Source organism: Pseudomonas lalucatii (assembly GCF_018398425.1).
In the GTDB taxonomy this organism is placed as follows: Bacteria; Pseudomonadota; Gammaproteobacteria; order Pseudomonadales; family Pseudomonadaceae; genus Aquipseudomonas; species Aquipseudomonas lalucatii.
In genome coordinates, this window is record NZ_JADPMV010000001.1 from 2,319,217 (window position 1) to 2,345,601 (window position 26,385).

25 protein-coding genes, 2 tRNA genes and 1 pseudogene are annotated in these 26,385 nt (G+C 68.1%); 20 read left to right on the forward strand and 8 right to left on the reverse strand.

All coding sequences use genetic code 11. The features are described from left to right. The first annotated feature begins 6 nt into the window (after positions 1 to 6). Both I0D00_RS10535 and I0D00_RS10540 read left to right on the forward strand, forming a co-directional pair. The gene (locus I0D00_RS10535; protein ID WP_213639672.1) at positions 7 to 1,242 is read left to right on the forward strand and encodes a murein hydrolase activator EnvC family protein; all 1,236 of its coding nucleotides are present in this window, start codon (positions 7 to 9) and stop codon (positions 1,240 to 1,242) included. 32 nt (positions 1,243 to 1,274) lie between these two features. After that, on the forward strand, positions 1,275 to 2,585 hold the full coding sequence (locus I0D00_RS10540) for a S41 family peptidase (RefSeq protein WP_213639673.1): 1,311 nt from the start codon (positions 1,275 to 1,277) through the stop codon (positions 2,583 to 2,585). A 57-nt stretch (positions 2,586 to 2,642) separates the two neighbouring features. Here the strand turns inward: I0D00_RS10540 and I0D00_RS10545 are convergent, their stop codons facing one another. From I0D00_RS10545 to hisB, 8 genes are all read right to left on the reverse strand, one after another. Then, positions 2,643 to 3,398: a substrate-binding periplasmic protein gene (locus I0D00_RS10545; protein ID WP_213639674.1), complete on the reverse strand. Its 756-nt coding sequence runs from the start codon at positions 3,396 to 3,398 to the stop codon at positions 2,643 to 2,645. Positions 3,399 to 3,528: 130 nt separating this feature from the next. Then, a complete protein-coding gene (locus tag I0D00_RS10550; protein ID WP_213639675.1) occupies positions 3,529 to 4,284 on the reverse strand; it encodes a substrate-binding periplasmic protein in 756 nt (251 codons plus the stop codon). Between the two features lie 94 nt (positions 4,285 to 4,378). Further along, the gene (locus tag I0D00_RS10555) at positions 4,379 to 5,113 is read right to left on the reverse strand and encodes a substrate-binding periplasmic protein (protein WP_213639676.1); all 735 of its coding nucleotides are present in this window, start codon (positions 5,111 to 5,113) and stop codon (positions 4,379 to 4,381) included. Between the two features lie 151 nt (positions 5,114 to 5,264). After that, positions 5,265 to 6,035, reverse strand: a complete 771-nt coding sequence (hisF, locus tag I0D00_RS10560) for an imidazole glycerol phosphate synthase subunit HisF (RefSeq protein WP_213639677.1) — start codon at positions 6,033 to 6,035, stop codon at positions 5,265 to 5,267. Between the two features lie 118 nt (positions 6,036 to 6,153). Continuing rightward, on the reverse strand, positions 6,154 to 6,891 hold the full coding sequence (gene hisA / locus I0D00_RS10565) for a 1-(5-phosphoribosyl)-5-[(5-phosphoribosylamino)methylideneamino]imidazole-4-carboxamide isomerase (RefSeq protein WP_213639678.1): 738 nt from the start codon (positions 6,889 to 6,891) through the stop codon (positions 6,154 to 6,156). A 38-nt stretch (positions 6,892 to 6,929) separates the two neighbouring features. After that, on the reverse strand, positions 6,930 to 7,190 hold the full coding sequence (locus I0D00_RS10570) for a DUF2164 domain-containing protein (protein WP_213639679.1): 261 nt from the start codon (positions 7,188 to 7,190) through the stop codon (positions 6,930 to 6,932). Next, positions 7,191 to 7,829 (reverse strand): imidazole glycerol phosphate synthase subunit HisH, encoded by a 639-nt coding sequence (gene hisH / locus I0D00_RS10575; RefSeq protein WP_213639680.1) that lies wholly within the window; start codon positions 7,827 to 7,829, stop codon positions 7,191 to 7,193. A gap of 267 nt (positions 7,830 to 8,096) precedes the next feature. Next, complete coding sequence (gene hisB / locus I0D00_RS10580; protein WP_213639681.1) at positions 8,097 to 8,690, reverse strand: imidazoleglycerol-phosphate dehydratase HisB; 594 nt, start codon at positions 8,688 to 8,690, stop codon at positions 8,097 to 8,099. Between the two features lie 145 nt (positions 8,691 to 8,835). Here hisB and I0D00_RS10585 point away from each other — a divergent pair, with 145 nt between their 5' ends. From I0D00_RS10585 to dctD, 18 genes and pseudogenes are all read left to right on the forward strand, one after another. Next, the gene (locus I0D00_RS10585; protein ID WP_213639682.1) at positions 8,836 to 9,234 is read left to right on the forward strand and encodes an acetyl-CoA sensor PanZ family protein; all 399 of its coding nucleotides are present in this window, start codon (positions 8,836 to 8,838) and stop codon (positions 9,232 to 9,234) included. A 63-nt stretch (positions 9,235 to 9,297) separates the two neighbouring features. After that, positions 9,298 to 10,404 (forward strand): NAD(P)/FAD-dependent oxidoreductase, encoded by a 1,107-nt coding sequence (locus tag I0D00_RS10590; RefSeq protein ID WP_213639683.1) that lies wholly within the window; start codon positions 9,298 to 9,300, stop codon positions 10,402 to 10,404. A 60-nt stretch (positions 10,405 to 10,464) separates the two neighbouring features. Next, positions 10,465 to 12,711 carry an AsmA family protein gene (locus I0D00_RS10595; protein ID WP_213639684.1) on the forward strand — a complete coding sequence of 749 codons (2,247 nt, stop codon included), beginning with the start codon at positions 10,465 to 10,467 and terminating at the stop codon, positions 12,709 to 12,711. Continuing rightward, entirely contained in the window at positions 12,708 to 13,787 is a 1,080-nt protein-coding gene (gene mutY / locus I0D00_RS10600) for an A/G-specific adenine glycosylase (RefSeq protein WP_213639685.1), read from the forward strand. The genes I0D00_RS10595 and mutY overlap by 4 nt, the downstream gene beginning before the upstream one ends. Continuing rightward, positions 13,784 to 14,056 carry an oxidative damage protection protein gene (locus tag I0D00_RS10605; RefSeq protein ID WP_213639686.1) on the forward strand — a complete coding sequence of 91 codons (273 nt, stop codon included), beginning with the start codon at positions 13,784 to 13,786 and terminating at the stop codon, positions 14,054 to 14,056. Before mutY ends, I0D00_RS10605 begins: the two co-directional genes overlap by 4 nt. 90 nt (positions 14,057 to 14,146) lie before the next feature. Beyond that, a tRNA-Phe gene (locus tag I0D00_RS10610) sits at positions 14,147 to 14,222 on the forward strand. 422 nt (positions 14,223 to 14,644) lie between these two features. Beyond that, entirely contained in the window at positions 14,645 to 15,418 is a 774-nt protein-coding gene (locus tag I0D00_RS10615; protein ID WP_213639687.1) for an ABC transporter ATP-binding protein, read from the forward strand. Positions 15,419 to 15,434: 16 nt separating this feature from the next. Then, positions 15,435 to 16,187: an ABC transporter substrate-binding protein gene (locus tag I0D00_RS10620; RefSeq protein ID WP_213639688.1), complete on the forward strand. Its 753-nt coding sequence runs from the start codon at positions 15,435 to 15,437 to the stop codon at positions 16,185 to 16,187. Between the two features lie 50 nt (positions 16,188 to 16,237). Next, positions 16,238 to 16,933, forward strand: coding sequence for an ABC transporter permease (locus tag I0D00_RS10625; RefSeq protein ID WP_213639689.1), 696 nt, complete (start codon positions 16,238 to 16,240; stop codon positions 16,931 to 16,933). Beyond that, a complete protein-coding gene (locus tag I0D00_RS10630; protein ID WP_213639690.1) occupies positions 16,930 to 17,619 on the forward strand; it encodes an ABC transporter permease in 690 nt (229 codons plus the stop codon). The genes I0D00_RS10625 and I0D00_RS10630 overlap by 4 nt, the downstream gene beginning before the upstream one ends. A gap of 23 nt (positions 17,620 to 17,642) precedes the next feature. After that, the gene (locus I0D00_RS10635; protein ID WP_213639691.1) at positions 17,643 to 18,860 is read left to right on the forward strand and encodes a methyltransferase; all 1,218 of its coding nucleotides are present in this window, start codon (positions 17,643 to 17,645) and stop codon (positions 18,858 to 18,860) included. A 282-nt stretch (positions 18,861 to 19,142) separates the two neighbouring features. Continuing rightward, positions 19,143 to 19,218: transfer RNA gene (locus I0D00_RS10640), tRNA-Thr, on the forward strand. Between the two features lie 174 nt (positions 19,219 to 19,392). Next, entirely contained in the window at positions 19,393 to 20,448 is a 1,056-nt protein-coding gene (gene rfbB, locus I0D00_RS10645; protein WP_213639692.1) for a dTDP-glucose 4,6-dehydratase, read from the forward strand. A gap of 12 nt (positions 20,449 to 20,460) precedes the next feature. Continuing rightward, positions 20,461 to 21,333, forward strand: a complete 873-nt coding sequence (gene rfbA / locus I0D00_RS10650) for a glucose-1-phosphate thymidylyltransferase RfbA (RefSeq protein WP_213639693.1) — start codon at positions 20,461 to 20,463, stop codon at positions 21,331 to 21,333. Next, positions 21,330 to 21,875 carry a dTDP-4-dehydrorhamnose 3,5-epimerase gene (gene rfbC / locus I0D00_RS10655; protein ID WP_213639694.1) on the forward strand — a complete coding sequence of 182 codons (546 nt, stop codon included), beginning with the start codon at positions 21,330 to 21,332 and terminating at the stop codon, positions 21,873 to 21,875. Before rfbA ends, rfbC begins: the two co-directional genes overlap by 4 nt. Then, entirely contained in the window at positions 21,872 to 22,753 is an 882-nt protein-coding gene (gene rfbD / locus I0D00_RS10660; RefSeq protein WP_213639695.1) for a dTDP-4-dehydrorhamnose reductase, read from the forward strand. The genes rfbC and rfbD overlap by 4 nt, the downstream gene beginning before the upstream one ends. A 235-nt stretch (positions 22,754 to 22,988) precedes the next feature. Continuing rightward, positions 22,989 to 24,800: a sensor histidine kinase gene (locus I0D00_RS10665; RefSeq protein ID WP_213639696.1), complete on the forward strand. Its 1,812-nt coding sequence runs from the start codon at positions 22,989 to 22,991 to the stop codon at positions 24,798 to 24,800. Then, positions 24,797 to 26,189, forward strand: a pseudogene (dctD, locus tag I0D00_RS10670) (two-component system response regulator DctD). The gene I0D00_RS10665 and the pseudogene dctD overlap by 4 nt, the downstream one beginning before the upstream one ends. The last annotated feature ends 196 nt before the right edge of the window (positions 26,190 to 26,385 follow it).

The following is a 26,385-nucleotide window of genomic DNA, read 5'->3' on the forward strand; positions in this document are numbered from 1 at the left end:
ATCCCCATGTTTCGCGCCCTCGTCCTGATTCTCCTGTCCTGCCTGCTCGCCCCGGCCCATGCCGACGACAAGGCCGACGCCCAGAAGCAGCTGGAAGCCGCCCGCAGCGACGTGGCCGAGCTGAAGAAGCTGCTGCAGCAGCTGCAAGAGGAAAAGTCCGGGGTGCAGCAGGACCTGCGCAAGACCGAGACCGAGATGGGCCAGCTGGAGCAGCAGGTCAAGGGCCTGCAGCAGGAGCTGCGGCAGAGCGAAGAGGAAATCCGGCGCCTCGACACTGAGAAAAAAAAACTCCAGGGCGCGCGCCTTGAGCAGCAACGGCTGATCGGCATCCAGGCCCGCGCCGCCTACCAGAGCGGGCGCCAGGAATACCTCAAGCTGCTGCTCAACCAGCAGAACCCGGAACAGTTCTCGCGCACCCTCACCTACTACGACTACCTCAGCGAAGCGCGCATGGAGCAGCTGGCGCTGTTCAACGAGACCCTGCGCCAGCTGCACAACGTCGAGCAGGACATCGTCAGCCAGCAGGCCCTGCTGCAGGAGCAGAAGAGCGCCCTCGACAGCCGCCGCGAGCAGCTCGCCCAGGCACGCCAGGAGCGGCGCCAGGTGCTGGCCAGGCTGAACCAGGAATTCTCCGCCCGCGACCGCAAGCTCAAGGCGCGCCAGCAGGAGCAGGCCCAGCTGACGCGGGTACTGAAGACCATCGAAGAGACCCTCGCCCGCCAGGCCCGCGAAGCCGAACAGGCCCGCCAGCGCGCCCTGCTCGCGGCCCGCCGACAGCAGAGCGCCCCGGCCGCCGGCAACGGTCCGCTGGTCAGTGCCGGCGCGGCCTTTGGCGGCCCCTTCGCCCAGGCCCGCGGCAAGCTGCCCTGGCCGGTGGACGGCCGCCTGGTGGCGCGCTACGGCGCGCCGCGCGGCGACGACGCCCGGGCCAAATGGGACGGCGTGCTGATCGGCGCCGCCGCCGGCAGCCAGGTGCGCGCGGTGCATGGCGGGCGGGTGGTGTTCGCCGACTGGTTGCGCGGCGCCGGGCTTCTGGTCATTCTCGACCATGGCAATGGCTTTCTCAGCCTGTACGGGCACAACCAGAGCCTGCTGAAAGACCCGGGCGACCTGGTCGAGGCCGGCGAAGCCATCGCCACAGTCGGCACCAGTGGCGGCCAGGATACCCCGGCCCTGTACTTCGCCATTCGCCAGCAGGGCCGCCCCAGCGACCCGGCCCAATGGTGCCGCGCGCAAGGATAGGCGCCACCTCATTCCGTAGGAGTTAGCTCGACATGCCGCATCTGCCTCGCCTCACCACTCTGGCCCTGAGCATCGCCCTGCTCGGCGGCGCGCCCCTGCTGCAGGCGGCGGAAACCCCGGATGCGACCGCGCCCAAGGTGAGCGACAAGGCACCGCTGCCGCTGGACGACCTGCGCACCTTCGCCGAGGTACTCGACCGCATCAAGGCCGCCTACGTCGAGCCGATCAGCGACAAGACCCTGCTGGAGAACGCGATCAAGGGCATGCTCAGCAACCTCGACCCGCACTCGGCCTACCTCGACATCGACGCCTTCCGCGAACTGCAGGAGAGCACCAGCGGCGAGTTCGGCGGCCTCGGCATCGAGGTCGGCATGGAGGACGGTTTCGTCAAGGTGGTGTCGCCGATCGACGACACCCCGGCCTCCAAGGCCGGCATCCAGCCGGGCGACCTGATCATCAAGATCGACGGCCAGCCGACCAAGGGCCTGTCGATGCTCGAGGCGGTGGACAAGATGCGCGGCGAGGCCGGCAGCAAGATCCAGCTGACCCTGGTGCGCGAGGGCGGCCAGCCGTTCGACGTCGAACTGACCCGCGCGGTGATCAAGGTCAGGAGCGTGAAGAGCCAGCTGCTCGACGACGGCTACGGCTACCTGCGCATCACCCAGTTCCAGGTCAACAGCGGCGACGAGGTGCTCAAGGCGCTGAACAAGCTGCGCAAGGACAACGGCAAGAAGCTGCGCGGCCTGGTGCTGGACCTGCGCAACAACCCCGGCGGCGTGCTGCAGGCGGCGGTGGAGGTCTCCGACCACTTCCTCAAGCGGGGCCTGATCGTCTACACCGAGGGGCGCATCGCCAACTCCGAGCTGCGCTTCTCCGCCGACCCGGCCGACCCCAGCGAGGGCGCGCCGCTGGTGGTGCTGATCAACGGCGGCAGCGCCTCGGCCTCGGAGATCGTCGCCGGCGCCCTGCAGGACCACAAGCGCGGCGTGCTGATGGGCACCAGCAGCTTCGGCAAGGGCTCGGTGCAGACCGTGCTGCCGCTGAACAACGACCGCGCCCTGAAGCTCACCACCGCGCTGTACTACACGCCCAACGGCCGCTCCATCCAGGCCCAGGGCATCGTACCGGACATCGAGGTGGCGCGCGCCAAGCTGACCCGCGAGCGGGACTCGGGCGACTTCAAGGAAGCCGACCTGCAGGGTCACCTGAGCAACGGCAACGGCGGCGCCGACAGGCCCAGCACGGGCCAGACCGCCCGCCCGAGCCGACCGCAGGACGACGACTACCAGCTGAGCCAGGCCCTCAACCTGCTCAAGGGGCTGAACGTCACCCGCGGCGAATAGTCGCCCAGCCAACAAAAAGCCCGGCACTGTGTCCGGGCTTTTTCGTTGCCGCCAGGGTTACAGGTAGCTGCTGGTCATGTCGTCGACGAAGCCTTCGCTGCGCAGCTCGTCCAGGGCCTTCTGCAGGCGCTGCACCACCTCGTCCGGGGTTTCCTTGTTCAACGCCAGATACAGCTCGGCCTCGTTGAAGCGCAGCACCGTGGTCAGCCCGCTGACGCCTTCCTGCTTGGCCAGGTAGCGGCCCACCGGGTCGGTGGTGGCCCACAGGTCGATCTGCCCCTTGAGCAGCTTCTGCACGTTGAGCTGGTCGCGCAGCGCGTTGACCGGCTGCAGCCCCTGGCTTTCCAGGTGCTGGCTGACCGCATCGTTCTTGTAGGCGCCGATCTTGTACTGCGCCGCCTCTTTCAGGCTGCCGACGCTGAGGTTGTTGCCCGGGGCGGCGAGCAGGACCCAGCCGCTCTTGGCGATGGGCCCGACCCACTTGAACAACGGCTGGCGCTCGGGGGTGAAGGTGGTGGAGAACAGCCCGTAGTTGGGTTTGTCCAGGGTCAGGCGGTACAGGCGATCCCAGGGAAAGCGCAGGGACAGGCTGTAGTCGATGCCGGCGCGCTTGAACATGGCGCGGACGATCTCCGCGCTGATGCCGTCGATGGCGTCGTCGCGGGCAAAGTTCTTGTCGTCGACCGCCATGTTGAACGGCGGGAAGTTCTCGGTCAGCAGCACCACCTTGTAGCCATAGGGCAGCTCGGCCTGGGCCGTGCAGGCACTGAGGATGAGGCCGAACACCAGGCCGATTTTCAGAGTTTTCAACATAAGTTTCCCCGCTTGCTTGATTTATGGTTATGGCTAGCGGCTGCCCTGCTTGGGCGAAGCCCCGGCGACATATGACGCTTGGCGTCGACCTTCCCTGGCCGCGTGCCGGCCGCTGGCCGGCACGCGGGTCTTACAGATAGCTGTTGAGAATATCGTCGACGAATCCTTCGTCGCGCATCCGCTCCAGTTCGCTTTGCAGTTTCTGCACCACCTCATCCGGCACCTCCCGGTTGAGGGCCAGGTACAGCTGGGCGCTGTCGAATCGCAGCACCGTCTTCAGGCCGCTAACGCCCTCCTGCTTGGCCAGGTAGCGGCCGGCCGGATCGCCGGTGGCCCACAGGTCGATCTGCCCCTCCATGAGCTTCTTGGCATTGAGCTGGTCGCGCAGCGCGGTGATCGGCTGCAAGCCCCGCTCCTCCAGGTGCTGGGCGATGGCGTCGCCCTTGTAGGCGCCGACCTTGTACTGCTTGGCCTGCTCCAGGCTGCTCAGGCTGATCGGACTGTCGCCCCTGGCCAGCAGCACCCAGTCGTCCGGGCCGATCGGCCCGACCCACTTGAACAGCGCCTCGCGCTCCGGCAGGCGGGCGGTGACGAATACGCCATAGCCCGGCTTCTCCAGCGCCAGCTTGTAGATGCGGTCCCAGGGGAAGCGCAGGGTCAGGTTGTACTGGATGCCGGCGCGCTTGAACATCTCGCGCACGATATCCACGGCGATGCCGTCGAGGTTGTCTTCCTGGGCGAAGTTCTTGCCGTTGATGGCCATGTTGTACGGCGGAAAGTTCTCCGTCAGCAGCACCATGCGGTAGTCCGGGTCGATCTCGGCATGGGCCGCGCCCGCCAGCAGCATCAGGGTACCGAGGCAGGCCAGCCGTAAACGCTTGAACATGGATGTTCCCTCATTGTTGTAGGTACGCAGGCGGCCCAGCATACCCAGCACACCGGCCTTCGCCCAGTAGCTGCGGCAAAATCCTGGCGCCGGCTCAGTAGCGCGCCACTATCCGGCTCAGCTCGCCCTCGGCCCGCAGGGCGTCCAGGGCCCCCTGCAGGCGCTGTACCAGCGCGTCGGGAGTGGCCAGGTTGAGCGCCAGGTAGAGCTCGGCGGTATGGAAGCGCTGCACCACGCGCAAGGCATCGACGCCCTCCTGCCTGGCCAGGTAACGACCGCCGGGGTCGGCGGTGACCCACAGGTCGACCTGCCCCTTGACCAGCTTCTCCAGGCTCTTGTTGTCGCGCAGCGCCAGCTGCACCGGCAGCCCCCGATCGATCAGGTACTGGCTGATGGCGTCGCCCTGGTAGCCGCCGATGCGGTACTGCGCGGCCTCCTGCAGGCTGCCCAGCCGGATCGGGCTGTCGGCCCTGGCCATCAGCACCCAGTCGTTGCTGGCGATCGGCCCCACCCACTTGAACTGCTTCTCCCGCGCCGGCGTGCGGGCGGTGGAGAACAGGCCGTAGCCGGGCTCGTTGAGCGCCTGCTGATAGACCCGCGCCCAGGGGAAGCGCAGGATCTGCTGGCACTCGACCCCGGCGCGCGCGCAGACCGCCCGCAGGGTGTCGGAGCTGATGCCGGTGACGCCCTCGTTCTTGGCGAAGTTGCGCCCACTCACCGCCTGGTTGAAGGGCGCGAGGTTCTCGGTGAGCAGGACCAGGTTCTGTGCGTGGGCTAGGCCGACCTCACACAGCAGCAGGACAACAGCGAATAGCCGTACGGCGGGCATGGGGACTCCGTGTCGAATTTGCAGACGGGGGCGCGGGGGCTGGCCTGACCAACCGGCGGCCAGAACGGCCGGTGCGCGGACGCTGGAATTCTAACGAAGCGGGCCGGGCGGGTCTGTCGACTCCGCCGCACTGGCGCCCAAACGCTCGCGCTCAGCGCACCACGATACCGCGGCTGGCCAGGTAGGCCTTGGCCTCGGGCACGGTGTATTCGCCGAAGTGGAAGATGCTCGCGGCCAGCACCGCATCGGCCTTGCCCTCGAGGATGCCGGCGGCCAAGTGCTCGAGATTGCCGACGCCGCCGGAGGCGATCACCGGGATGCCGACGGACTCGCTGATGGCGCGGGTGACGCCCAGATCGTAGCCGCTCTTGACGCCGTCCTGGTCCATGCTGGTGAGGAGGATCTCGCCGGCGCCGAGGTCTTCCATCTTCTTCGCCCAGAGCACCGCATCCAGGCCGGTGGGCTTGCGCCCGCCGTGGGTGAAGATTTCCCAGCGCGGCGTCTCGCCCGGCGCCGACACGCGCTTGGCATCGATGGCCACCACGATGCACTGCGAGCCGAAGCGCGAGGCCGCCTCGCCGACGAACTCGGGGGTGAACACCGCGGCGGTATTGATCGAGACCTTGTCGGCACCGGCGTTGAGCAGGTTGCGGATGTCCTGCACCGTCCTCACCCCGCCGCCCACGGTCAGCGGAATGAACACCTGGCTGGCCATGCGCTCGACCGTGTGCAGGGTGGTGTCGCGGCCGTCGACGCTGGCGGTGATGTCGAGGAAGGTGATCTCGTCGGCCCCCTGCTCGTCGTAGCGGCGGGCGATCTCCACCGGGTCGCCGGCGTCGCGGATGTTCTCGAACTGGACGCCCTTGACCACGCGGCCATTGTCCACGTCGAGGCAGGGGATGATGCGTTTAGCCAGTGCCATGGCAATCTCTCTCGTAGGGTGGGTTAGGCCGCAGGCCGTAACCCACCAAAGCGGGTATAAATTCAGCGCCCATCGGTGGGTTACGCCGCTGCGCGGCCAACCCACCCTACGGCCCAGGTTAACCCTTATAGGTGTCGCAGAAGGCCTGGGCCTCGGCCACGTCCAGGGTGCCTTCGTAGATCGCCCGACCGGTGATGGCGCCGATGATGCCCGGGGCCTTGGCGGCCAGCAGCTTACCGATGTCGCCAAGATTGTGGATGCCGCCGGAGGCGATCACCGGGATGCGGCTGGCGGCGGCCAGGGCGGCGGTGGCCTCGACGTTGCAGCCCTGCATCATGCCGTCCTTGGCGATGTCGGTGTAGACGATCGCCGAGACGCCATCGGCCTCGAAGCGCCTGGCCAGGTCCACGGCCTGCACGCTGCTGACCTCAGCCCAGCCGTCGGTGGCGACGAAGCCATCCTTGGCGTCCAGGCCGACTATGACCTTGCCCGGGAAGGCCTTGCACGCCTCGGCGACGAACTCCGGCTGTTTCACCGCCTTGGTGCCGATGATCACGTAGCTGACCCCGGCCTTGACGTAATGCTCGATGGTTTCCAGGGAGCGGATGCCGCCGCCGATCTGGATCGGCAGCTTCGGGTAACGCCGGGCTATGGCGGTGACCACCTCGCCGTTGACCGGCTGGCCCTCGAAGGCGCCGTTGAGGTCGACCAGGTGCAGGCGACGGCAGCCGCCGTCCACCCACTTGGCGGCCATGCTCACCGGGTCGTCGGAGAATACCGTGGAGTCTTCCATGCGGCCCTGGCGCAGACGCACGCAGGCGCCGTCCTTGAGATCGATAGCGGGGATAATGAGCATTGGGGAACCTGTGCGAGTCGGTGGAAGTCGGTGCGGGGTCAGCTCTTCTCGAGCGCCCAGAGGTCGCTTTCGATGCTCTCGAACCTGTCCTTCAGGTGCGTCTGCACATCGAAAATCGCCTTGTTGTAGAAGTGCGGGGCAATCTCACGAGCGAACAGATCCAGCAGTTCCTGCACCTCGAAGCTGCCCAGCTCGAGCTCGAAGCGCTCGTCCAGGAAACGCTTGAGCAGCTGCACGGCGGCCTGCTCCTGCTCGGCCTCCAGGCGCAGCAACGGCGCCCTGTCCTTGCCCCGGCTCATTTACCAGCGGCCGTCCCAAGCGATGAAGTTCTGCAGCAGCTGCAGGCCGTGGCTGTGGCTCTTCTCCGGGTGGAACTGCACGGCGAAGCGCGAGCCGTCGGCCAGTGCCGCGGCGAAGTCCTCGCCGTAGTGGCCGCGGCCGGCGACCTGCTGGGCCTTGCCCGCCGCGACGTAGTAACTGTGCACGAAGTAGAAGCGCGCGCGATCGGGAATCTCGTGCCACAGCGGATGCTTGAGCGTCTGCGTCACCTCGTTCCAGCCCATGTGCGGCACCTTGAGCGGTTCGCCGTCCTCCACCAGGCCCTTGCCGAAGAAGCGCACCTGGCCGGGGAACAGGCCGATGCAGTCGACCCCGTCGTTCTCCTCGCTGCGCTCGAGCAGCGCCTGCATGCCCACGCAGATGCCGAGGAAGGGACGGTCCTGGCTGACCTCGCGCACCAGCTCATCGAAGCCCAGGCGACGGATCTCGGCCATGCAGTCGCGGATCGCGCCGACCCCGGGGAACACCACCCGGTCGGCCTCGCGAATCACCTGGGCGTCGCTGGTCACCAGCACCCGGCCGGCGCCGACGTGCTCCAGCGCCTTGGCCACCGAGTGCAGGTTGCCCATGCCGTAATCGATAACAGCTACCGTCTGCATAAGAACCTGCCCGCCCAAAAATCATGCCCGCGTTGCTGCCCAAAAGCGTGCCAGGCAAGGCGTGGAACGCAGTCAATGGTCGTTCCATTGGCAAGTTCTACAACACCGCATGGCGCGCTTTTGAGCGCAACCCTGCGGGACGGGGCCGTTTTTCCGCAGCCCTGCGTTAATCGTCGTTCATTTGGAATAACCAAACTTCTCTCCTCTTGCCTTGCGCTGCGGAAAAACGGCCTCCGCCGCGGGCATAACTTTTGGGCGGGGCAGGTTCTACAGCACGCCCTTGGTCGACGGCATCTGCCCGGCCATGCGCGGGTCCAGTTCCACGGCCATGCGCAGGGCGCGGCCGAAAGCCTTGAACACCGTCTCGATCTGGTGGTGGGTGTTGCTGCCCCGCAGGTTGTCGATGTGCAGGGACACCAGGGCATGGTTGACGAAGCCCTGGAAGAACTCCTGGAACAGGTCGACATCGAAACCGCCGACCACCGCGCGGGTGAAGGGCACATGCATCTGCAGGCCGGGGCGACCGGAGAAGTCGATCACCACCCGCGACAGCGCCTCGTCCAGCGGCACGTAGGAATGGCCGTAGCGGGTCATGCCCTTCTTGTCGCCGATGGCCTTGGTGAAGGCCTGGCCGAGGGTGATGCCGACGTCCTCGACGGTGTGGTGGTCGTCGATATGCAGATCGCCCTTGCACTCGATATCCAGGTCGATCAGGCCGTGGCGGGCGATCTGGTCGAGCATGTGCTCGAGGAAGGGTACGCCGATGTCGAAACGCGCCTTGCCGGTGCCGTCCAGGTTGATCGAGACCTTGATCTGGGTCTCCAGGGTGTTGCGCTCGACGAATGCCGTACGTTCGGCCATCACCAGCTCCAAAAATTGCTCGCGGAAAAAGGCCGCCATTATAGGCGCCCCAGGCCCCGGGCGGCTACCGGCGCTAATCGGAAGGCCGGGCAGTCGAGCCTGGGCGCGAATCGTCTTACACTGCGTCACCGGAGGAGCCCAACCCATGCCCGTGACAGTCGACAGCCTCAGCACCCCATCCGCCCAGGACCGCCTCGACCTGGCGAAGATCTACGCCGACGCCCCGCCCTGGCTGCTCGCGCCCTACGGCGACGCGCAGGCGCTGATCCAGGCGGGCCTGGCGGCCGGCACCCTGCTGGCCGGGCGCTTCAACGACCGCCTGCTCGGCGCCGCGCTGCTGGAGCGGCATGCCGACCACTGGCGCCTGTCACACCTGTGCGTGCGCACCATCACCCGGCGCCGCGGGGTCGCCCGGCGCCTGCTCGCCGCGGCCAGGGACCGGGCCAAGGCCACCGGCCAGCCGCTGTACCTGGCGGCCCCGGCCGGACACCTGGACATCCAGGCCCTGGCCGCCACCCAGCAGCTGCCCCTGGTCCAGCTGTAGCGCCAGCCCGGGACTTCCCGCCATGTTCGCAGTCATCGGCCAACGTCCAGCACCGAGCACGCCATGGACAGTATCGACACCCTGATCATCGGCGCCGGCGCTCTCGGCCTGGCCTGCGCCGCGCGCCTGGCCCGGCCGGGCCGGAGCACCCTGGTGGTCGAGGCGGAAAGGCTCATCGGCAGCCACACCTCCAGCCGCAACTCCGAGGTGATCCACGCCGGCCTCTACTACCCGCCCGGCTCGCTCAAGGCCGAACTGTGCCTGGAGGGGCGCGAGCGCCTGTACGCCTGGTGCGCCGCGCATCGGGTCGGCCACCGCCGCCTCGGCAAGCTGCTGGTGGCCGTGAGCGGGGCCGAGCGCGGCAAACTCGACGCCCTCGCTGCCAACGCCGCGGCCTGCGGCGTGCACGACCTGCAGGCACTGAGCCGCAGCCAGCTGCTGGAACTGGAGCCGGCCGTGCGCGGGGTCGCGGCGCTGCTGTCGCCGAGTACCGGGATCATCGACAGCCACGCCTACCTGCAGTCCCTGCTCGCCGCCGCCGAGCAGGGCGGCGCGCAGCTGGTGCTCGACACCCGGGTCGAACGCCTCGAGCCCGGCGCCGACGGCTGGCTCGCCAGCGGCCGCAGCGCCGGCGAGCCCTTCCAGCTCAAGACGCAGCGGGTGGTCAACGCCGGCGGCCTGTTCGCCCAACGGCTGGCGCGGCACACCGCCGGCCTGAACGCGGCGCAGGTCCCGCCGCTGCACCTGTGCCAGGGCCGCTACTTCGGCTACCGCGGCCGCTCGCCCTTCCACCACCTGATCTACCCGCTGCCGCCAGCCGATACCGCCGGCCTGGGCATCCACGCCACCCTCGACCTGGCCGGCCAGCTGCGCTTCGGCCCGGACACCCACTACCTCGAACGACTCGACTACCGGGTCGACGAACAGCTGCGCGAGCCCTTCGCCGCGGCGATCCGCCGCTACTTTCCGGGCCTCGACAGCAGCCGCCTGACACCCGGCTACAGCGGCATCCGCCCGAAACTCGCCGGCCCCGGGGAACCGCCCGCCGACTTCCTTATCCAAGGCCCGGGCGCACACGGCCTGGCCGGGCTGGTCAACCTGTTCGGCATCGAGTCACCGGGGCTCACCGCCAGCCTGGCCATCGCCGAGCGCGTGGCGCAGATGCTTTGAGCCGCGCGGCGTTATACTTTTGCGTTCTTCCTCCCAGCCATTCACAACAAGGATTCGTCCATGAAAGCGCTCGGCAAGATCCTGGGTCTGTTTTTCCTCGGACTGCTGCTGATCATCGTGGCCCTGGGCTTCGCCCTGACCCACCTGTTCGACCCCAACGACTACAAGGACGAGATACGCCAACTGGCCCGCGACAAGGCCAACCTGGAGCTGACCCTCAAGGGCGACATCGGCTGGAGCCTGTTCCCCTGGCTCGGCCTGGAGCTGACCGACGCCACCCTGGCCAGCGCCACCACCCCGGACAAGCCCTTCGCCGACCTACGCCTGCTCGGTCTGTCGGTGCGCGTGCTGCCGCTGCTGCGCAAGGAAGTGCAGATGAGCGACATCCGCGTCGACGGCCTCAATCTCGACCTGCAGCGTGACCAGAAGGGCCGCGGCAACTGGGAAGACGTCGGCCGCCCGGCCCCCGCCTCCGCGGACGCACCGGCACCGGCACCGGCCCAGACCGCCAGTGGCGGCGCCGCCGGCGACACCCAGAGCAGACCGGCCAGCGGCGGCCAGCCGATCAAGCTGGATATCGACAGCCTGATCGTCAACAACGCACGCATCGACTACCACGACGCCCGCCTGGGCCAGCAGTTCAGCGCCGAAAGCATCCAGCTGACCACCGGCGCCATCCGCGAAGGCGCCAGCATCCCGGTCAAGCTCAGCGCCTTCTTCGGCACCAGCCAGCCGTTGCTGCGCGCCCGCAGCGAGCTGCAGGGCCGCCTGCGCTTCGACCGCGCCCTCAAGCGCTACCAGCTGGAGGGCGCACGCCTGTCCGGCGAGGCCTCCGGCGAGCCCCTCGACGGCCAGACCCTGACCTACGCGATCCAGGGCGAACTGCTGCTCGACCTGGCCGCCCAGGTCGCCGAATGGAACGGCCTGAAGCTCTCGGCCAACCAGTTGCGCGCCCTCGGCGAGCTCAAGCTGCGCGACCTGGACAAGACCGCGCAGCTGTCCGGCGGCCTGTCCATCGCCCCCGTCAACCTGCGCGACTTCCTCACCGGAATCGGCCAGCCGCTGCCGGCGATGAACGATGCCAAGGCCCTCGGCGAGTTCGAGCTGGTCAGCCGCCTCAGCGGCACGCCCAGCAGCCTGAGCCTGGAAGACCTGCAGCTGAAGCTCGACGGCAGCAGCTTCAGCGGCCAGCTGGCCGTCAGCGACCTCGCCAAGCAGGCCCTGCGCGTGCAGCTGGTGGGCGACCGCCTGGACCTCGACCGCTACCTGCCGCCGCCGAGCAAGGACAACAAGGACAGCAAGGGCGCCGACGCCGCGCGCCAGGTCGAGGTCAAGGAAGCCGTCGCCCGTGCCGGCAGCAACGGCAACAGCCCCCTGCCCGACGCCCCGACCCAGCAGGCCTGGAGCGCCAGCCCGCTGCTGCCCATCGACCGCCTGCGCACGCTCGACCTGCAACTGGCCCTGAAACTCGATCAGCTGACGGTCAAGGAGCAGGTCATCGACGAGCTGGACCTCAAGGCCAAGAGCAAGGCCGGCGTGCTGACCCTGGAGGAGCTGCGCGGCAAGCTCGGCGACGGCAGCTTCGCCACCAAGGGACGCATCGACGTGCGCCCGGCCGTGCCGCTGCTCAGCCTGCAGCAGCGCCTCAAGCGCATCCCCGTCGAGCCCTTCCTCAAGAGCGCCGAGCAGCCCGCCCCGCTCAAGGGCCTGCTGGACCTGCAGGCCGACCTCAGCACCAGCGGCAACAGCGAGAAGGCCTGGATCGACGGCCTGAACGGCACCGCCAGCTTCGCCCTGGAGGACGGCGTACTGGTCGACGCCAACCTCGAGCATCAGCTGTGCCGCGGCATCGCCACTCTCAACCGCAAGGTGCCGAGCAATCCGCCGAGCGGCCAAGACACCCCCTTCGAGGCCCTGCAGGGCAGCCTGACCCTGCGCAACGGCGTGGCCAGCAATGACGACCTCAAGGCGCGCATCCCCGGCCTCAGCGCCAAGGGCGACGGCGACCTCGACCTGCGCGTGCTCGGCCTCGACTACCGCGTCGGCGTCACCATCGAGGGCGACCAGCGCGCCATGCCCGACCCGGCCTGCCAGGTCAACGAGCGCTATGCCGGCATCGCCTGGCCGCTGCGCTGCCGTGGCCCCCTGGAGCTCGGCGCCAAGGCCTGCCGCCTGGATCAGGACGGCCTGGGCAAGGTCGCCGCCAAGCTGGCGGGCAACAAGCTCAACGAGAAGCTGGAAGAGAAGCTCGGCGACAAGGTCAGCCCGGAACTCAAGGACGCCCTCAAGGGCCTGTTCAACCGATGAGCCCCACGCAATTCTCCACCGCGGTACTCGACTGGTATGACCGCCACGGACGCAAGGACCTGCCCTGGCAACAGGGCATCACGCCCTACCGGGTGTGGGTCTCGGAGATCATGCTGCAGCAGACCCAGGTCGGCACCGTGCTCGGCTACTTCGACCGCTTTATGGCCGCCCTGCCCAGCGTGCAGGCCCTGGCCGAAGCCGCCGAGGACGAGGTGCTGCACCTGTGGACGGGCCTGGGCTACTACACCCGCGCGCGCAACCTGCAGAAGGCGGCGCGCATCGTCATGGCCGAGCACGGCGGCGAGTTCCCCCGCGACGTCCAGGCCCTGACCGCCCTGCCCGGCATCGGCCGCTCCACCGCCGGCGCCATCGCCAGCCTGAGCATGGGCCTGCGCGCGCCGATTCTCGACGGCAACGTCAAGCGCGTGCTGGCCCGCTACGTCGCCCAGGAGGGCTACCCCGGCGAGCCCAAGGTGGCCCAACAGCTGTGGGCGGTGGCCGAGCGCCTGACCCCGCGAACCCGGGTCAATCACTACACCCAGGCGATGATGGACCTGGGCGCCACCCTCTGCACCCGCAGCAAGCCGAGCTGCCTGCTCTGCCCGCTGCGCAGCGGCTGCCAGGCCCACCTGCTCGGCCTGGAGATTCGCTACCCGCTGCCCAAGCCGCGCAAGGCACTGCCGCAGAAGCGCACGCTGATGCCGCTGCTGGCCAACGGCGCCGGCGAGATCCTGCTCTACCGCCGCCCCTCCAGCGGCCTGTGGGGCGGCCTCTGGAGCCTGCCGGAGCTGGACGACCTGCGAGGGCTGGAAGCCCTGGCCGAACGCCACGCCCTGCGCCTCGGAACTCGCCGGGAGCTGCCAGGCCTGACCCACACCTTCAGCCACTTCCAGCTGGCCATAGAGCCCTGGCTGATCCACGCCGAGCGCGCCGCCCACGCCGTGGCCGAGGCCGACTGGCTCTGGTATAACCTCGCCACCCCGCCGCGCCTGGGCCTCGCCGCCCCGGTGAAGAAACTGCTGAAGCGCGCGGCCGACACCCTGAACGCCGACCCCCTCACTGGAGAGCAGCCATGACCCGCACCGTGATGTGCCGCAAGCACAAGAAAGAACTGCCCGGCCTGGACCGCCCGCCCTACCCGGGCGCGAAGGGCGAAGACATCTACAACAACGTCTCCAGGCAGGCCTGGGACGAATGGCAGAAGCATCAGACCCTGCTGATCAACGAACGCCGCCTGAACATGATGAACGCCGAGGACCGCAAGTTCCTCCAGACCGAGATGGACAAGTTCCTCTCCGGCGAGGAATACGCCCAGGCCGAAGGCTATGTCCCCCCCAGCGAATAGGCGCCTGAACGTAAACGCCCGTAATAGTTAAATATTTTTTGAGCTCGCGCTTGACAGGCCAAAGCCAAATCCGTCTAATAGCGCCCCGTTGCCCAGGTAGCTCAGTCGGTAGAGCAGGGGATTGAAAATCCCCGTGTCGGCGGTTCGATTCCGTCCCTGGGCACCACCTTTCGTTTTCAGGTGGTGTCAAAATCACCCGAAAGCCCACAAGAAACCCGCCTAGTGCGGGTTTTTTGTTTTCTACCCTTTCTATGCCCTCCCTTGTAGCCCGATGCTTTAGGGCCATCTTTGGGGGCATCGCCGGTTCGGTCGCGGCGAGCGCCCCCACGAGGCAGCTCGCCACGGCATGCTCGCACGCGCCCGGGACAGCCAACACCCGCCCCCCTTCAGCCTGCCCACCCGGGCATCCCGCCACTGTTCTTGCGCTCGCGCGACAGACAGCTGCGATCAGGCGACACCCGTGACCGGACAGGCCGAAGCCGCCCAGTAAACGGCTTGGCGGTCAGCGAAACGCTATGCTAGCTTGGCGCCACGCCAGGAAGGCCGGACCATAGCCCGGAGCGCATCCGTACAAGAAGAGGACCCCCCATGGCCGAGGCCACGCCCGCGCTGGAAATTCGCAATCTGCACAAACGCTACGGCGACCTCGAGGTGCTCAAGGGCATCTCCCTCACGGCCCAAGACGGCGACGTGATTTCCATCCTCGGCTCCTCCGGCTCCGGCAAGTCCACCTTCCTGCGCTGCATCAACCTGCTGGAGAACCCCAATCAGGGACAGATCCTGGTGGCCGGCGAGGAACTCAAGCTCAAGCCCGGCAAGCAGGGCGAACTGGTCGCCGCCGACAACCAGCAGATCAATCGCCTGCGCAGCGAGCTGGGCTTCGTCTTCCAGAACTTCAACCTGTGGCCGCACATGAGCGTGCTCGACAACATCATCGAGGCGCCGCGCCGGGTGCTGGGCCTGAGCAAGGCCGAGGCCGTGGAGCGCGCCGAGGCGTTGCTGGCCAAGGTCGGCATCGCCGACAAGCGCCACGTCTACCCCAACCAGCTGTCCGGCGGCCAGCAGCAGCGTGCGGCCATCGCCCGCACCCTGTGCATGGAGCCCAAGGTGATCCTGTTCGACGAGCCGACCTCGGCCCTCGACCCGGAGATGGTCCAGGAAGTACTTAATGTGATCCGCGCCCTGGCCGAGGAAGGCCGGACTATGCTGCTGGTAACCCATGAAATGGGCTTCGCCCGCCAGGTGTCCAGCGAGGTGGTGTTCCTCCATCAGGGCCTGGTGGAGGAACAGGGCCCGCCCGAACAGGTATTCGACAACCCGAGTTCGGCGCGCTGCAAACAGTTCATGTCCAGCAATCACTAAAATGGAGCTACATCGCATGCAGAAATATAAGAAGATCCTGCTGGCCGCGGCCGCCACCCTGGCCTTCGGCACCAGCGCGGTGGCCGCCGACAAGCTGAAGATCGGCACCGAGGGCGCCTACCCGCCGTTCAACCTGATCGACGCCAGCGGCCAGGTGGTCGGTTTCGATATCGAGATCGCCCAGGCCCTGTGCGCCAAGATGCAGGCCGAATGCGAAGTGGTCACCTCCGACTGGGACGGCATCATCCCGGCGCTGAACGCCAAGAAGTTCGACTTCCTGGTGGCCTCGATGTCGATCACCGAGGAACGCCAGCAGGCAGTGGACTTCACCGAGCCCTACTACACCAACAAGCTGCAGTTCATCGCCCCCAAAGGCAGCGACTTCAAGACCGACAAGGCCAGCCTCAAGGACAAGGTGATCGGTGCCCAGCGCGCCACCATCGCCGGCACCTGGCTGGAGGACAACCTCGACGGCGTGGTCGACATCAAGCTGTACGACACCCAGGAGAACGCCTACCTGGACCTGTCCTCGGGCCGCCTCGACGGCGTGCTGGCCGACACCTTCGTCAACTGGGAGTGGCTCAAGAGCGACGCCGGCAAGGGCTTCGAGTTCAAGGGCGAGCCGGTGTTCGACAACGACAAGATCGGCATCGCCGTGCGCAAGGGCGATCCGCTGCGCGAGAAGCTCAACGCCGCGCTGAAGGAAATCGTCGCCGACGGCACCTACAAGCAGATCAACGACAAGTACTTCCCCTTCAGCATTTACTAAGCAGCCTGTCCTGCGTCGCCCTGCCGGGCGGCGCAGGCACCTGAGCCTCCATGACCCTAGACCTCTACGGATTCGGCCCCGCCCTGGCCGCCGGCACCCTGATGACCATCCAGCTGGCGCTGTCCGCGCTGAGCCTGGGTCTGGTGCTCGGCCTGCTCGGCGCACTGGCCAAGACCTCACCCTACAAGCCGCTGCAATGGCTCGGCGGCAGCTACTCGACCATAGTCCGTGGCGTGCCCGAGCTGCTCTGGGTGCTGCTGATCTACTTCGGCACGGTCAACCTGATGCGCGAGCTGGCCGACCTGCTCGGTGTGGAGAGCCTGGAGCTGTCGCCTTTCGCCGCCGGCACCATTGCCCTCGGCCTGTGCTTCGGCGCCTACGCCACCGAAGTGTTCCGTGGCGCCATCCTGGCCATTCCCAAGGGCCACCGCGAGGCCGGCCAGGCCCTCGGCCTGTCCAAGGCGCGGATTCTCTGGCGGCTGATCCTGCCGCAGATGTGGCGCATCGCCCTGCCGGGCCTGGGCAACCTGTTCATGATCCTGATGAAGGACACCGCGCTGGTCTCGGTGATCGGCCTGGAGGAGATCATGCGCCGCTCGCAGATCGCCGTGACCTCCAGCAAGGAGCCCTTCACCTTCTTTCTGGTCGCGGCACTGATCTACCTCGGCCTGACCATCCTCGCCATGATCGGCCTGCACTTCCTCGAGAAGCGTGCCAGCCGTGGCTTCGTCCGGAGCGCCGCATGAACTGGGAAGTCATCATCAAGTGGCTGCCACGCCTGGCCGAAGGCGCCCTGTTGACCCTGGAGCTGGTCGCCGTCGCGGTGATCGCCGGGCTGATCCTGGCCATCCCCATGGGCATCGCCCGCGCCTCCAAGCACTGGTACGTGCGCGCCCTGCCCTACGGCTACATATTCTTCTTCCGCGGCACCCCGCTGCTGGTGCAGCTGTTCCTCGTCTACTACGGCCTGGCCCAGTTCGATGCGGTGCGCGAAGGGCCGCTGTGGCCCTACCTGCGCGATGCCTACTGGTGCGCCATCATCACCATGACCCTGCACACCGCCGCCTACATCGCCGAGATCCTCCGTGGCGCGATCCAGGCCGTGCCCTCCGGCGAAGTCGAGGCGGCGCGCGCCCTGGGCATGGCGCGCTGGCAGACCATGCTCTACATCGTCCTGCCACGGGCGGCGCGCATCGGCCTGCCGGCCTACAGCAACGAGGTGATCCTGATGCTCAAGGCCAGCGCCCTGGCCAGCACCGTGACCCTGCTGGAGCTGACCGGCATGGCCCGCACCATCATCGCCCGCACCTATCTGCCGGTGGAGATCTTCTTCGCCGCCGGCCTGTTCTACCTGGGCATCGCCTTCGTCCTGGTGCGCGCCTTCAAGCTGCTGGAGCAGTGGCTGCGGGTCGATGCCTGCCAGGGCCGCTGAACCGCACCCGCCGGCACCAGAAGATGGACGACCAGCCCCTCGGCGGCGACGCCCTGTTTCAGCGCTTCCAGGCGCTGGACCGACTGCTGACGGAACGGCAGGCGCTCTGGCGCCCGCAACCCTTCACTCAGCACCGCCTGCCCTGGGAGGATGTCCATCCCGAACTGGGCCGCTGGCTGCGCAGCCGCAGCCTGGAGCAGGCCGAGGCCGATCATCACCACCCCCAGCGGCTGCAAGCACCGTCCCCCTGGCCCGACCTGGCCCGCCAGAGCGACGCCCTGAGCCGCGTCGGCGAGCTGCCGCAACGCGTGCGGCCCACGCCACCGGCACGCCTGGCCCTGGATGTGCCCGGGCGCAAGTGGCAGCAGATCCAGGCGTTCGCCAGCAGCCTGAGCTTCCAGTCCGCGCCGCTGCACTGGCTCGACTGGTGCGCCGGCAAGGGCCATCTGGGCCGCCTGCTGGCCCATGACGGCACGCCACTCACCTGCCTGGAGCACGACCGACAGCTGATAGAGGACGGCCATAGACTCAGCCAGCGCCTCGGCCTGACCGCCCATCACCTGCAGCAGGACGTGCTGGCAGCCGACGCCCTGGAGCGGCTCGCCGCGCACCACACCCCGGTCGCCCTGCACGCCTGTGGCGACCTGCATGTGCGCCTGCTACAACTGGCCAGCCGCGCCGGCTGCCGCCAGCTGGCCATCGCCCCCTGCTGCTACAACCGCATCGCCACGCCCAGCTACCAGCCACTCTCCGCCCCGGCCCGAGCCTCGGCGCTGCAGCTGTCGCTGGAAGACCTGGCCCTGCCCCTCAGGGAAACCGTCACCGCCGGCGCCCGGGTCCGCCGCCAACGCGACCTGTCCATGGCGCGGCGCCTGGCCTTCGACCTGCTGCAGCGGCAGCTGCGCGGCAGCGATGACTACCTGCCGACCCCCTCCCTGCCGCCGGCCTGGCTGGACAAGAGCCTGGCCAGCTACTGTCAGGACCTGGCCAGCCTCAAGGGCCTGCCAGCCCCAGATCCGGCAACCGACTGGTCCCGCCTGGAGCAGCAGGGCTGGCGGCGCCTGGCCGAGGTGCGCAACCTGGAACTGCTGCGCGCCCTGTTCCGCCGCCCACTGGAGCTCTGGCTGTTGCTCGACCGCGCCCTCTACCTGCAGGAACAGGGCTTCGCCGTGCGCCTCGGCAGCTTCTGCGCACACCACCTCAGCCCGCGCAATCTCCTGCTGCTGGCCGAACGCCCCTGAGTTGCCCACACAATCTGTGGATAACTTTGTTGATAGAATCTGGGCAACCGGCTGAAAGATGCAGCCCAGCGCCCTTCCCAGCGCCTGCCGACTTTTTGATCATCTATAAAATGCCAATAAAAACATGTCCTTACAGACATCCGTGATGCGCGTCACGGTTCCAGCCAAGACCCCGATGGGCAGCCTGCCAGTTGTGCATAAGGATTTTTCCGCTGATAGCCAGGCGTGTTCCGCTATGGCTTTACTCGCGCAAACTAATGGATATAATGGCGGCCCTTCCGTGCCGGTATAGCTCAGCTGGTAGAGCAACTGACTTGTAATCAGTAGGTCCCGGGTTCGACTCCTGGTGCCGGCACCATCAAATTCAAAGGCTCGCAGCGATGCGGGCCTTTGTTGTTTCTGCCGCTGAAAAATTGGCCGAAACCTTTGCTCGACCATCGCTACTCCGCGCCATGCAATGCTTGCAGCCACCGCACTCAGCCGACAAGCTAGGCGGCACACTCGCAGCCTGAACCATGAGGCCACTCTCTCCATGCGAATTCTGGTCACCGGCGGCGCCGGCTTTATCGGCTCGGCACTGATCCGCCACCTGTTGAACGAAACCGAGCACCAGGTGCTCAACCTGGACAAGTTGACCTACGCCGGCAACCTCGAATCCCTGGCAACAGTCGCCAATAGTCCCCGCTATCAGTTCGTCCAGGCCGACATCGGCGATCAGGCCAAGGTGACCGAGGTACTCGCCGCGTTCCAGCCGGACGCGCTGATGCACCTGGCCGCCGAGTCCCATGTCGACCGCTCCATCGACGGCCCGGCGGCATTCATCCAGACCAACATAGTCGGCACCTACAGCCTGCTGGAAGCGACCCGCAGCTATTGGTCGGCGCTGCCGGACGGGCGCAAGCAGGCGTTCCGCTTTCACCACATCTCCACCGACGAGGTCTACGGCGACCTCCACGGCATCGACGACCTGTTCAGCGAAACCACGCCCTACGCCCCCAGCTCCCCCTATTCGGCCAGCAAGGCGGCCTCCGACCACCTGGTGCGCGCCTGGCAGCGGACCTACGGGCTGCCGGTGCTGCTGACCAACTGCTCGAACAACTACGGCCCCTACCACTTCCCGGAGAAGCTCATCCCCCTGGTGATCCTCAATGCCCTGGATGGCAAGCCGCTGCCGGTCTATGGCGACGGTCAGCAGGTGCGCGACTGGCTGTACGTCGAGGACCACGCCCGCGCCCTGCTCAGGGTGGTGACCGCGGGCCGGGTCGGCGAGACCTACAATATCGGCGGGCACAACGAGCAGAAGAACCTGCACGTGGTGGAAAGCATCTGCGCGCTGCTGGACGAGTTGGCGCCGCGCCAACCAGGCGGCTCCTACCGCGAGCAGATCAGCTTCGTCACCGACCGCCCCGGCCACGACCAGCGCTATGCCATCGACGCCGGCAAGATCGAGCGCGAACTGGGCTGGAAGCCCGAGGAAACCTTCGCCAGCGGCCTGCGCAAGACCGTGCGCTGGTACCTGGACAACCTCGACTGGTGCCGCCACGTGCAGGACGGCAGCTATCAACGCGAGCGCCTCGGCGCCCTGTAAGGAGCAGCACCCATGAAAGGCATTATCCTGGCCGGCGGCTCCGGCACCCGCCTGCACCCGATCACCCTGGGCGTGTCCAAGCAGCTGCTGCCGATCTACGACAAGCCGATGATCTACTACCCGATCTCGGTGCTGATGCTCGCCGGCATCCGCGACATCCTGATCATCTCCACCCCCCACGACCTGCCGCAGTTCGAGAAGATGCTCGGCGACGGCAGCCAGTTCGGCGTGCGCTTCGCCTACGCCGAGCAGCCCTCGCCGGACGGCCTGGCCCAGGCCTTCCTGATCGGCGAGTCGTTTATCGGCGACGACTCGGTGTGCCTGATCCTCGGTGACAACATCTTCCACGGCCAACACTTCGGCGAGCAGCTGCAGCGCGCGGCCAGCCAAGCCGATGGCGCCACGGTGTTCGGCTACTGGGTCAGCGACCCCGAGCGCTTCGGCGTGGTCGAATTCGACCCGCACGGCCAGGCCCTGTCCATCGAGGAAAAACCGGCCAAACCGAAATCCAGCTATGCAGTCACCGGCCTGTACTTCTACGACAACGACGTGATCGAGATCGCCAAGGCGGTGAAACCCTCTGCCCGCGGCGAGCTGGAGATCACCGACATCAACAACGCCTACCTCAAGCGCGGCGACCTGCGCGTCGAGCGCTTCGGCCGCGGCTTCGCCTGGCTCGACACCGGCACCCACGACAGCCTGCTGGAGGCCTCGCAATACGTGCAGACCATCGAGCACCGCCAGGGCCTGAAAGTCGCCTGCCTGGAGGAAGTAGGCTTTCAGAACGGCTGGATCGATCGCGAGCAGCTGCTCAGCCAGGCCCAGGCCTTCGGCAAGACCGGCTACGGCCAGTACCTGTTCAAGCTGGCGGAGGAGCACGCGTGAAAGTGATTCAAACCGATCTGCCGGGCGTGCTGATCCTCGAACCCAAGGTGTTCGGCGACGAGCGCGGCTTCTTCTACGAAAGCTTCAACGCCCGCGCCTTCGCCGAGGCCACCGGCCTGGACCCCGACTTCGTCCAGGATAACCACTCGCGCTCGCAACGCGGCGTGCTGCGCGGCCTGCACTACCAGGTACAGCAGGCCCAGGGCAAACTGGTACGGGTGACCGCCGGCGAGGTCTACGACGTGGCGGTGGACGTGCGCCGCGCCTCACCGACCTTCGGCCGCTGGGTCGGCGTGCAACTGTCCGCCGAGAACAAGCGCCAGCTCTGGCTGCCGGAGGGCTTCGCCCACGGCTTCCTGGTGCTCAGCGAGTTCGCCGAGTTCCTCTACAAGACCACCGACTACTACGCCCCGACCCATGAACGCTGCATCCGCTGGGACGATCCGACCCTGGCCATCGCCTGGCCGCTCGCCGCAGCGCCACAGCTGTCGGCCAAGGATCAGGCCGGCCTCAGCCTGGGCGACGCGGAGCTGTTCCCATGAAGATCCTGCTGCTCGGCGAGCACGGCCAGGTCAGCCGGGAACTGCAGCTGTGCCTGGCCGGGCAGGCCGAGCTGATCGTCCGTGGACGCGAACAGCTCGACCTGGCCGACCCGCAACAGATCCGCCAGCAGGTCCGCGCCCTGCGTCCCGAGCTGATCATCAATGCCGCGGCGCACACCGCGGTCGACCTGGCCGAGAGCGAGCCCGAGCGGGCCTTCGCGATCAACGCCACGGCGCCCGGGATCCTGGCCGAGGAAGCCGCCGACCTGGGCGTGCCGCTGCTCCACTACTCCACCGACTACGTGTTCGACGGCCGCAAGGCGGCGCCCTACACCGAGGACGACATGCCCAACCCGCTGGGCGTGTACGGCCGCAGCAAGCTGGCCGGCGAGCAGGCGATCCAGGCTGTTGGCGGTGCGCACCTGATCCTGCGCACCAGCTGGGTCTATTCGCTGCACGGGCGCAACTTCCTGCTGACCATGCAACGCCTGCTGCAGGAGCGCGACGAACTCAAGGTGGTTTCCGACCAGATCGGCGCACCGACCTGGGCCGGCAGCATCGCCGCCGTCACCGCAGAGCTGATCGGCCACTGGCGCGCCGGCCAGGCCGGCCCCTGGGGCACCTGCCACCTGACCGCCCGCGGCCAGACCTCCTGGTTCGGCTTCGCCAGTGCCATCGCCGAGCAGCTGCGCGCGCAAGGCAAGCCGGTCGCCCGGCTCGAGGCCATTCCCAGCGGCGCCTACCCGACCCCGGCGCAACGTCCGCTCAACTCGCGCCTGGACTGTACGCGCCTGCAACGGGACTGGCAGATCCAGCTGCCGGACTGGCACGACGCCCTGCTCGAGTGCCTGGCCAGCCCGCGCCGAGGGCTGCAATAGCACGGTCGGCTATCCAGAGGGCAATGAGCAGCCTCCGTCTGTCCGTTGAGCCCGCCGGACCGCACGGCGCCGAGCGCCCTCGCTCGTAGCAAGACCTGCCGCATTGAACCTGCCGGAATGGGCCATGCCCCGACCGGCAGCCGTTCACACCGCTGCCTGGTCCGACAATTGCTTTATGCTCAGGCCCTGGACACCACTCACTACGCTCAACGATACAACGGCCGAGTCACCGCCCATGCCATCCACCGCATTACCCAGCCGCCCGCGCTGGCGCAGCCTGGCCCTGCTAGCACTCGTGCTGGCCCCCCTGCTCTGGCCCCTGCAGCAGCTGGCCGAGCGCTACTACCGCGACGTGCTGAACGCCCAGAGCGCCCAGACCCTCGACCTCTACGTCGCCAACCTGCTCGGCACCCTGCGCCGCTACGAGGTGCTGCCGCCGATCCTCAGCCAGCTGCCCACCCTGCGCCAGCTGCTGCAGCAACGCGCCGACGAGGGCCTGCGCGACCAGGCCAACCGCCTGCTCGACGACCTGCAGCAGCAGACCGGCGCCGACGTGATCTACCTGATGGCCCCCGACGGCCAGACCCTGGCCGCCTCCAACTGGGCCCGGGAGGACAGCTTCGTCGAGCGCAATTTCTCCTACCGCCCCTATTTCCGCGAGGCCATGCAGGGCCGCCAGGGCCGCTTCTTCGGCCTCGGCACCACCTCGCGCAAGCGCGGCTACTTCTTCGCCGCGCCGGTACGCCAGGGCGACAGCACCCTCGGCGTGCTGGTGGTCAAGGTCGACCTGGATCACACCGAGACCCTCTGGGGCCAACGCCCCGAACAGCTGCTGGTGACCGACAACTATGGCGTGGTGATCCTCACCTCCCGTGCCGACTGGCGCTTCCACGCCACCCGCGCGCTGGACAACGCCGAGCGGGCGGTCATCGCCGACACCCAGCCCTACCGCATCCAGTCGCCCCCGCCCCTGCAGCTCGAGGACGACGCCTGGCTGCGCCAGGCCCGGCGCCTGGAAGACATCGGCTGGACGGTCAACATCCTCGCCCCGCGCAGCCTGCTCGACCGCCCCGTGCGCGCCGCCGTGGTCATCGGCGGCGCGGCGCTGCTGGTGCTGATCCTGCTGCTCGGCCTGCTGATGCAACGGCGTCGCCACTACCTCGAACGCATCGCCCTGGACGCGCGGGCCCGCCAGCAGCTGGAGCAGCGGGTACAGGAACGCACCCAGGACCTGGAACTGCTCAACAGCCGCCTGAAACAGGAGGTGCTGGAGCGCGAGCAGGCCCAGCAGGAGCTGGTACGGGCCCAGGACGAGCTGGTCCAGGCCGGCAAGCTGTCGGCCCTCGGCACCATGAGCGCGAGCATCAGCCACGAACTCAACCAGCCCCTGGCGGCGATCCGCAGCTACGCCGACAACGCCGGCGTGCTGCTCGATCACCAGCGCAGCGAGGACGCCCGCGGCAACCTGCGGCTGATCAGCGAGCTGACCGAGCGCATGGCCTCGATCATCGCCCATCTGCGCGCCTTCGCCCGCCGCGACCGCCACGCCCCGGAGAGCGTCGCCCTGCAGCCGGCTATCGACGATGCCCTGGCGCTGCTGGCCAAGCGCCGTCAGGCCATGCAGGTCGAGCTGGTCCGCGACCTGCCGGACGCCACCCTGTGGGTGCAGGCCGGCGAGACCCGCCTGCGCCAGGTACTCGGCAACCTGCTGGCCAATGCCCTCGACGCCCTGGGCGAGAAGGCGCCACCGCGGCGCATCTGGCTCAGCGCCCAGCGCGCCGGCGAACACGTCGAGCTGCAGCTGCGCGACAATGGCCCCGGCTTCTCCGCCGAGGCCCTGCAACGGGCCCGCGAACCGTTCTTCACCACCAAGACCAGCGCCCAGGGCCTGGGCCTGGGTCTGGCCATCTGCGAGACCCTGATGCGCGCCCTCGGCGGCGAGCTGCTGCTGGCCAACCACCCGGCCGGCGGCGCCCTGTTGACCCTGCGCCTGCGCGTCGCCGAGCGCGGCGTGAACATTCAGCCGCCTGAGGACATTGCCCTATGACCCTGCCCCTCGACGCCCGCACCCAGGTCCTGCTGATCGACGACGACCCGCACCTGCGCCAGGCCCTGAGCCAGACCCTGGATCTGGCCGGTCTCAAGGTCGCCAACCTGGCCGACGCCCGCGGCGTCGCCGCCCGCATCGAGCGCGACTGGCCGGGCGTGGTGGTCAGCGACATCCGCATGCCGGGAATCGACGGCCTGCAGCTGCTCGAACAGCTGCACCAGCAGGATCCGGAACTGCCGGTGCTGCTGATCACCGGCCACGGCGACGTGCCCCTGGCGGTGCAGGCGATGCGCGCCGGCGCCTACGACTTCCTGGAGAAACCCTTCGCCAGCGACGAGCTGCTCGACAGCGTGCGCCGCGCCCTGGCCCTGCGCCGCCTGGTGCTGGACAACCGCAGCCTGCGCCTGGCCCTGAGCGACCGCCACGAGCTGTCGGCCCGCCTGGTCGGGCAGTCGCCGGGCATGCAGCGCCTGCGCGAACAGGTCGGCGCCCTGGCCGGGATAGCCGCGGACGTGCTGATCCTCGGCGAGACCGGCGCCGGCAAGGAGGTGGTGGCGCGCGCCCTGCACGACCTGTCGAGCCGCCGCGGCGGCCCCTTCGTGGCAATCAACGCCGGCGCCCTGGCCGAATCGGTGGTGGAAAGCGAGCTGTTCGGCCACGAGCCCGGGGCCTTCACCGGCGCGCAAAAGCGCCGCATCGGCAAGTTCGAGTTCGCCAACGGCGGCACCCTGTTCCTCGACGAGATCGAAAGCATGAGCCTGGAGGTGCAGGTCAAGCTGCTGCGCCTGCTGCAGGAGCGGGCGGTGGAGCGCCTGGGCGGCAACCAGCTGATCCCCCTGGACATCCGGGTGATCGCCGCGACCAAGGAAGACCTGCGCCAGGCCGCCGACCAGGGCCGCTTCCGCGCCGACCTGTACTACCGGCTGAACGTCGCGCCGCTGCGCATCCCGCCGCTGCGCGAGCGCGGCGACGACATCCTGCTGCTGTTCCAGCACTTCACCGAGGCCGCCGGCAAGCGCCACGGTCTGCCGCCCCGCGAGCTGCAGGCCGGCCAGCGCGCCCTGCTGCTGCGCCACCCCTGGCCGGGCAACGTGCGCGAGCTGCAGAACGCCGCCGAGCGCTTCGCCCTGGGCCTGGACCTGGGCCTGGAGCCGGAGCTCCAGCTGGCCGGCCAGACCGACGCCCCCCTCCACGGGCAGCCTGAGCGAGCAGGTGGAGGCCTTCGAGCGCGCCCTGATCGCCGCCGAGCTGGGCCGCCCGCACGGCTCGCTGCGCAGCGTGGCCGAGGCCCTCGGCATGCCACGCAAGACCCTGCACGACAAGCTGCGCAAGCACGGCTTGAACTTCACCGACGCTGGCGGAGGCTCGCCAGAAGACCTCGAGTGACTGGCGGATTTCCGCCAAATCCGCCCCCTGCCGCACCCGGGCCGCCTCACACGGCCCCGCTCCTCGCCCCGTCGCGGCCCCTGCCAGACTGCCGCCAGCAGACTTCGCCATCGATTAGTGGGGCGCCGCATGCCAGCCTGGCATGGCGGTTGCTCTAGTCCCTGCAGGCGATCCCACAAGTACAAGTCCAGGCCCT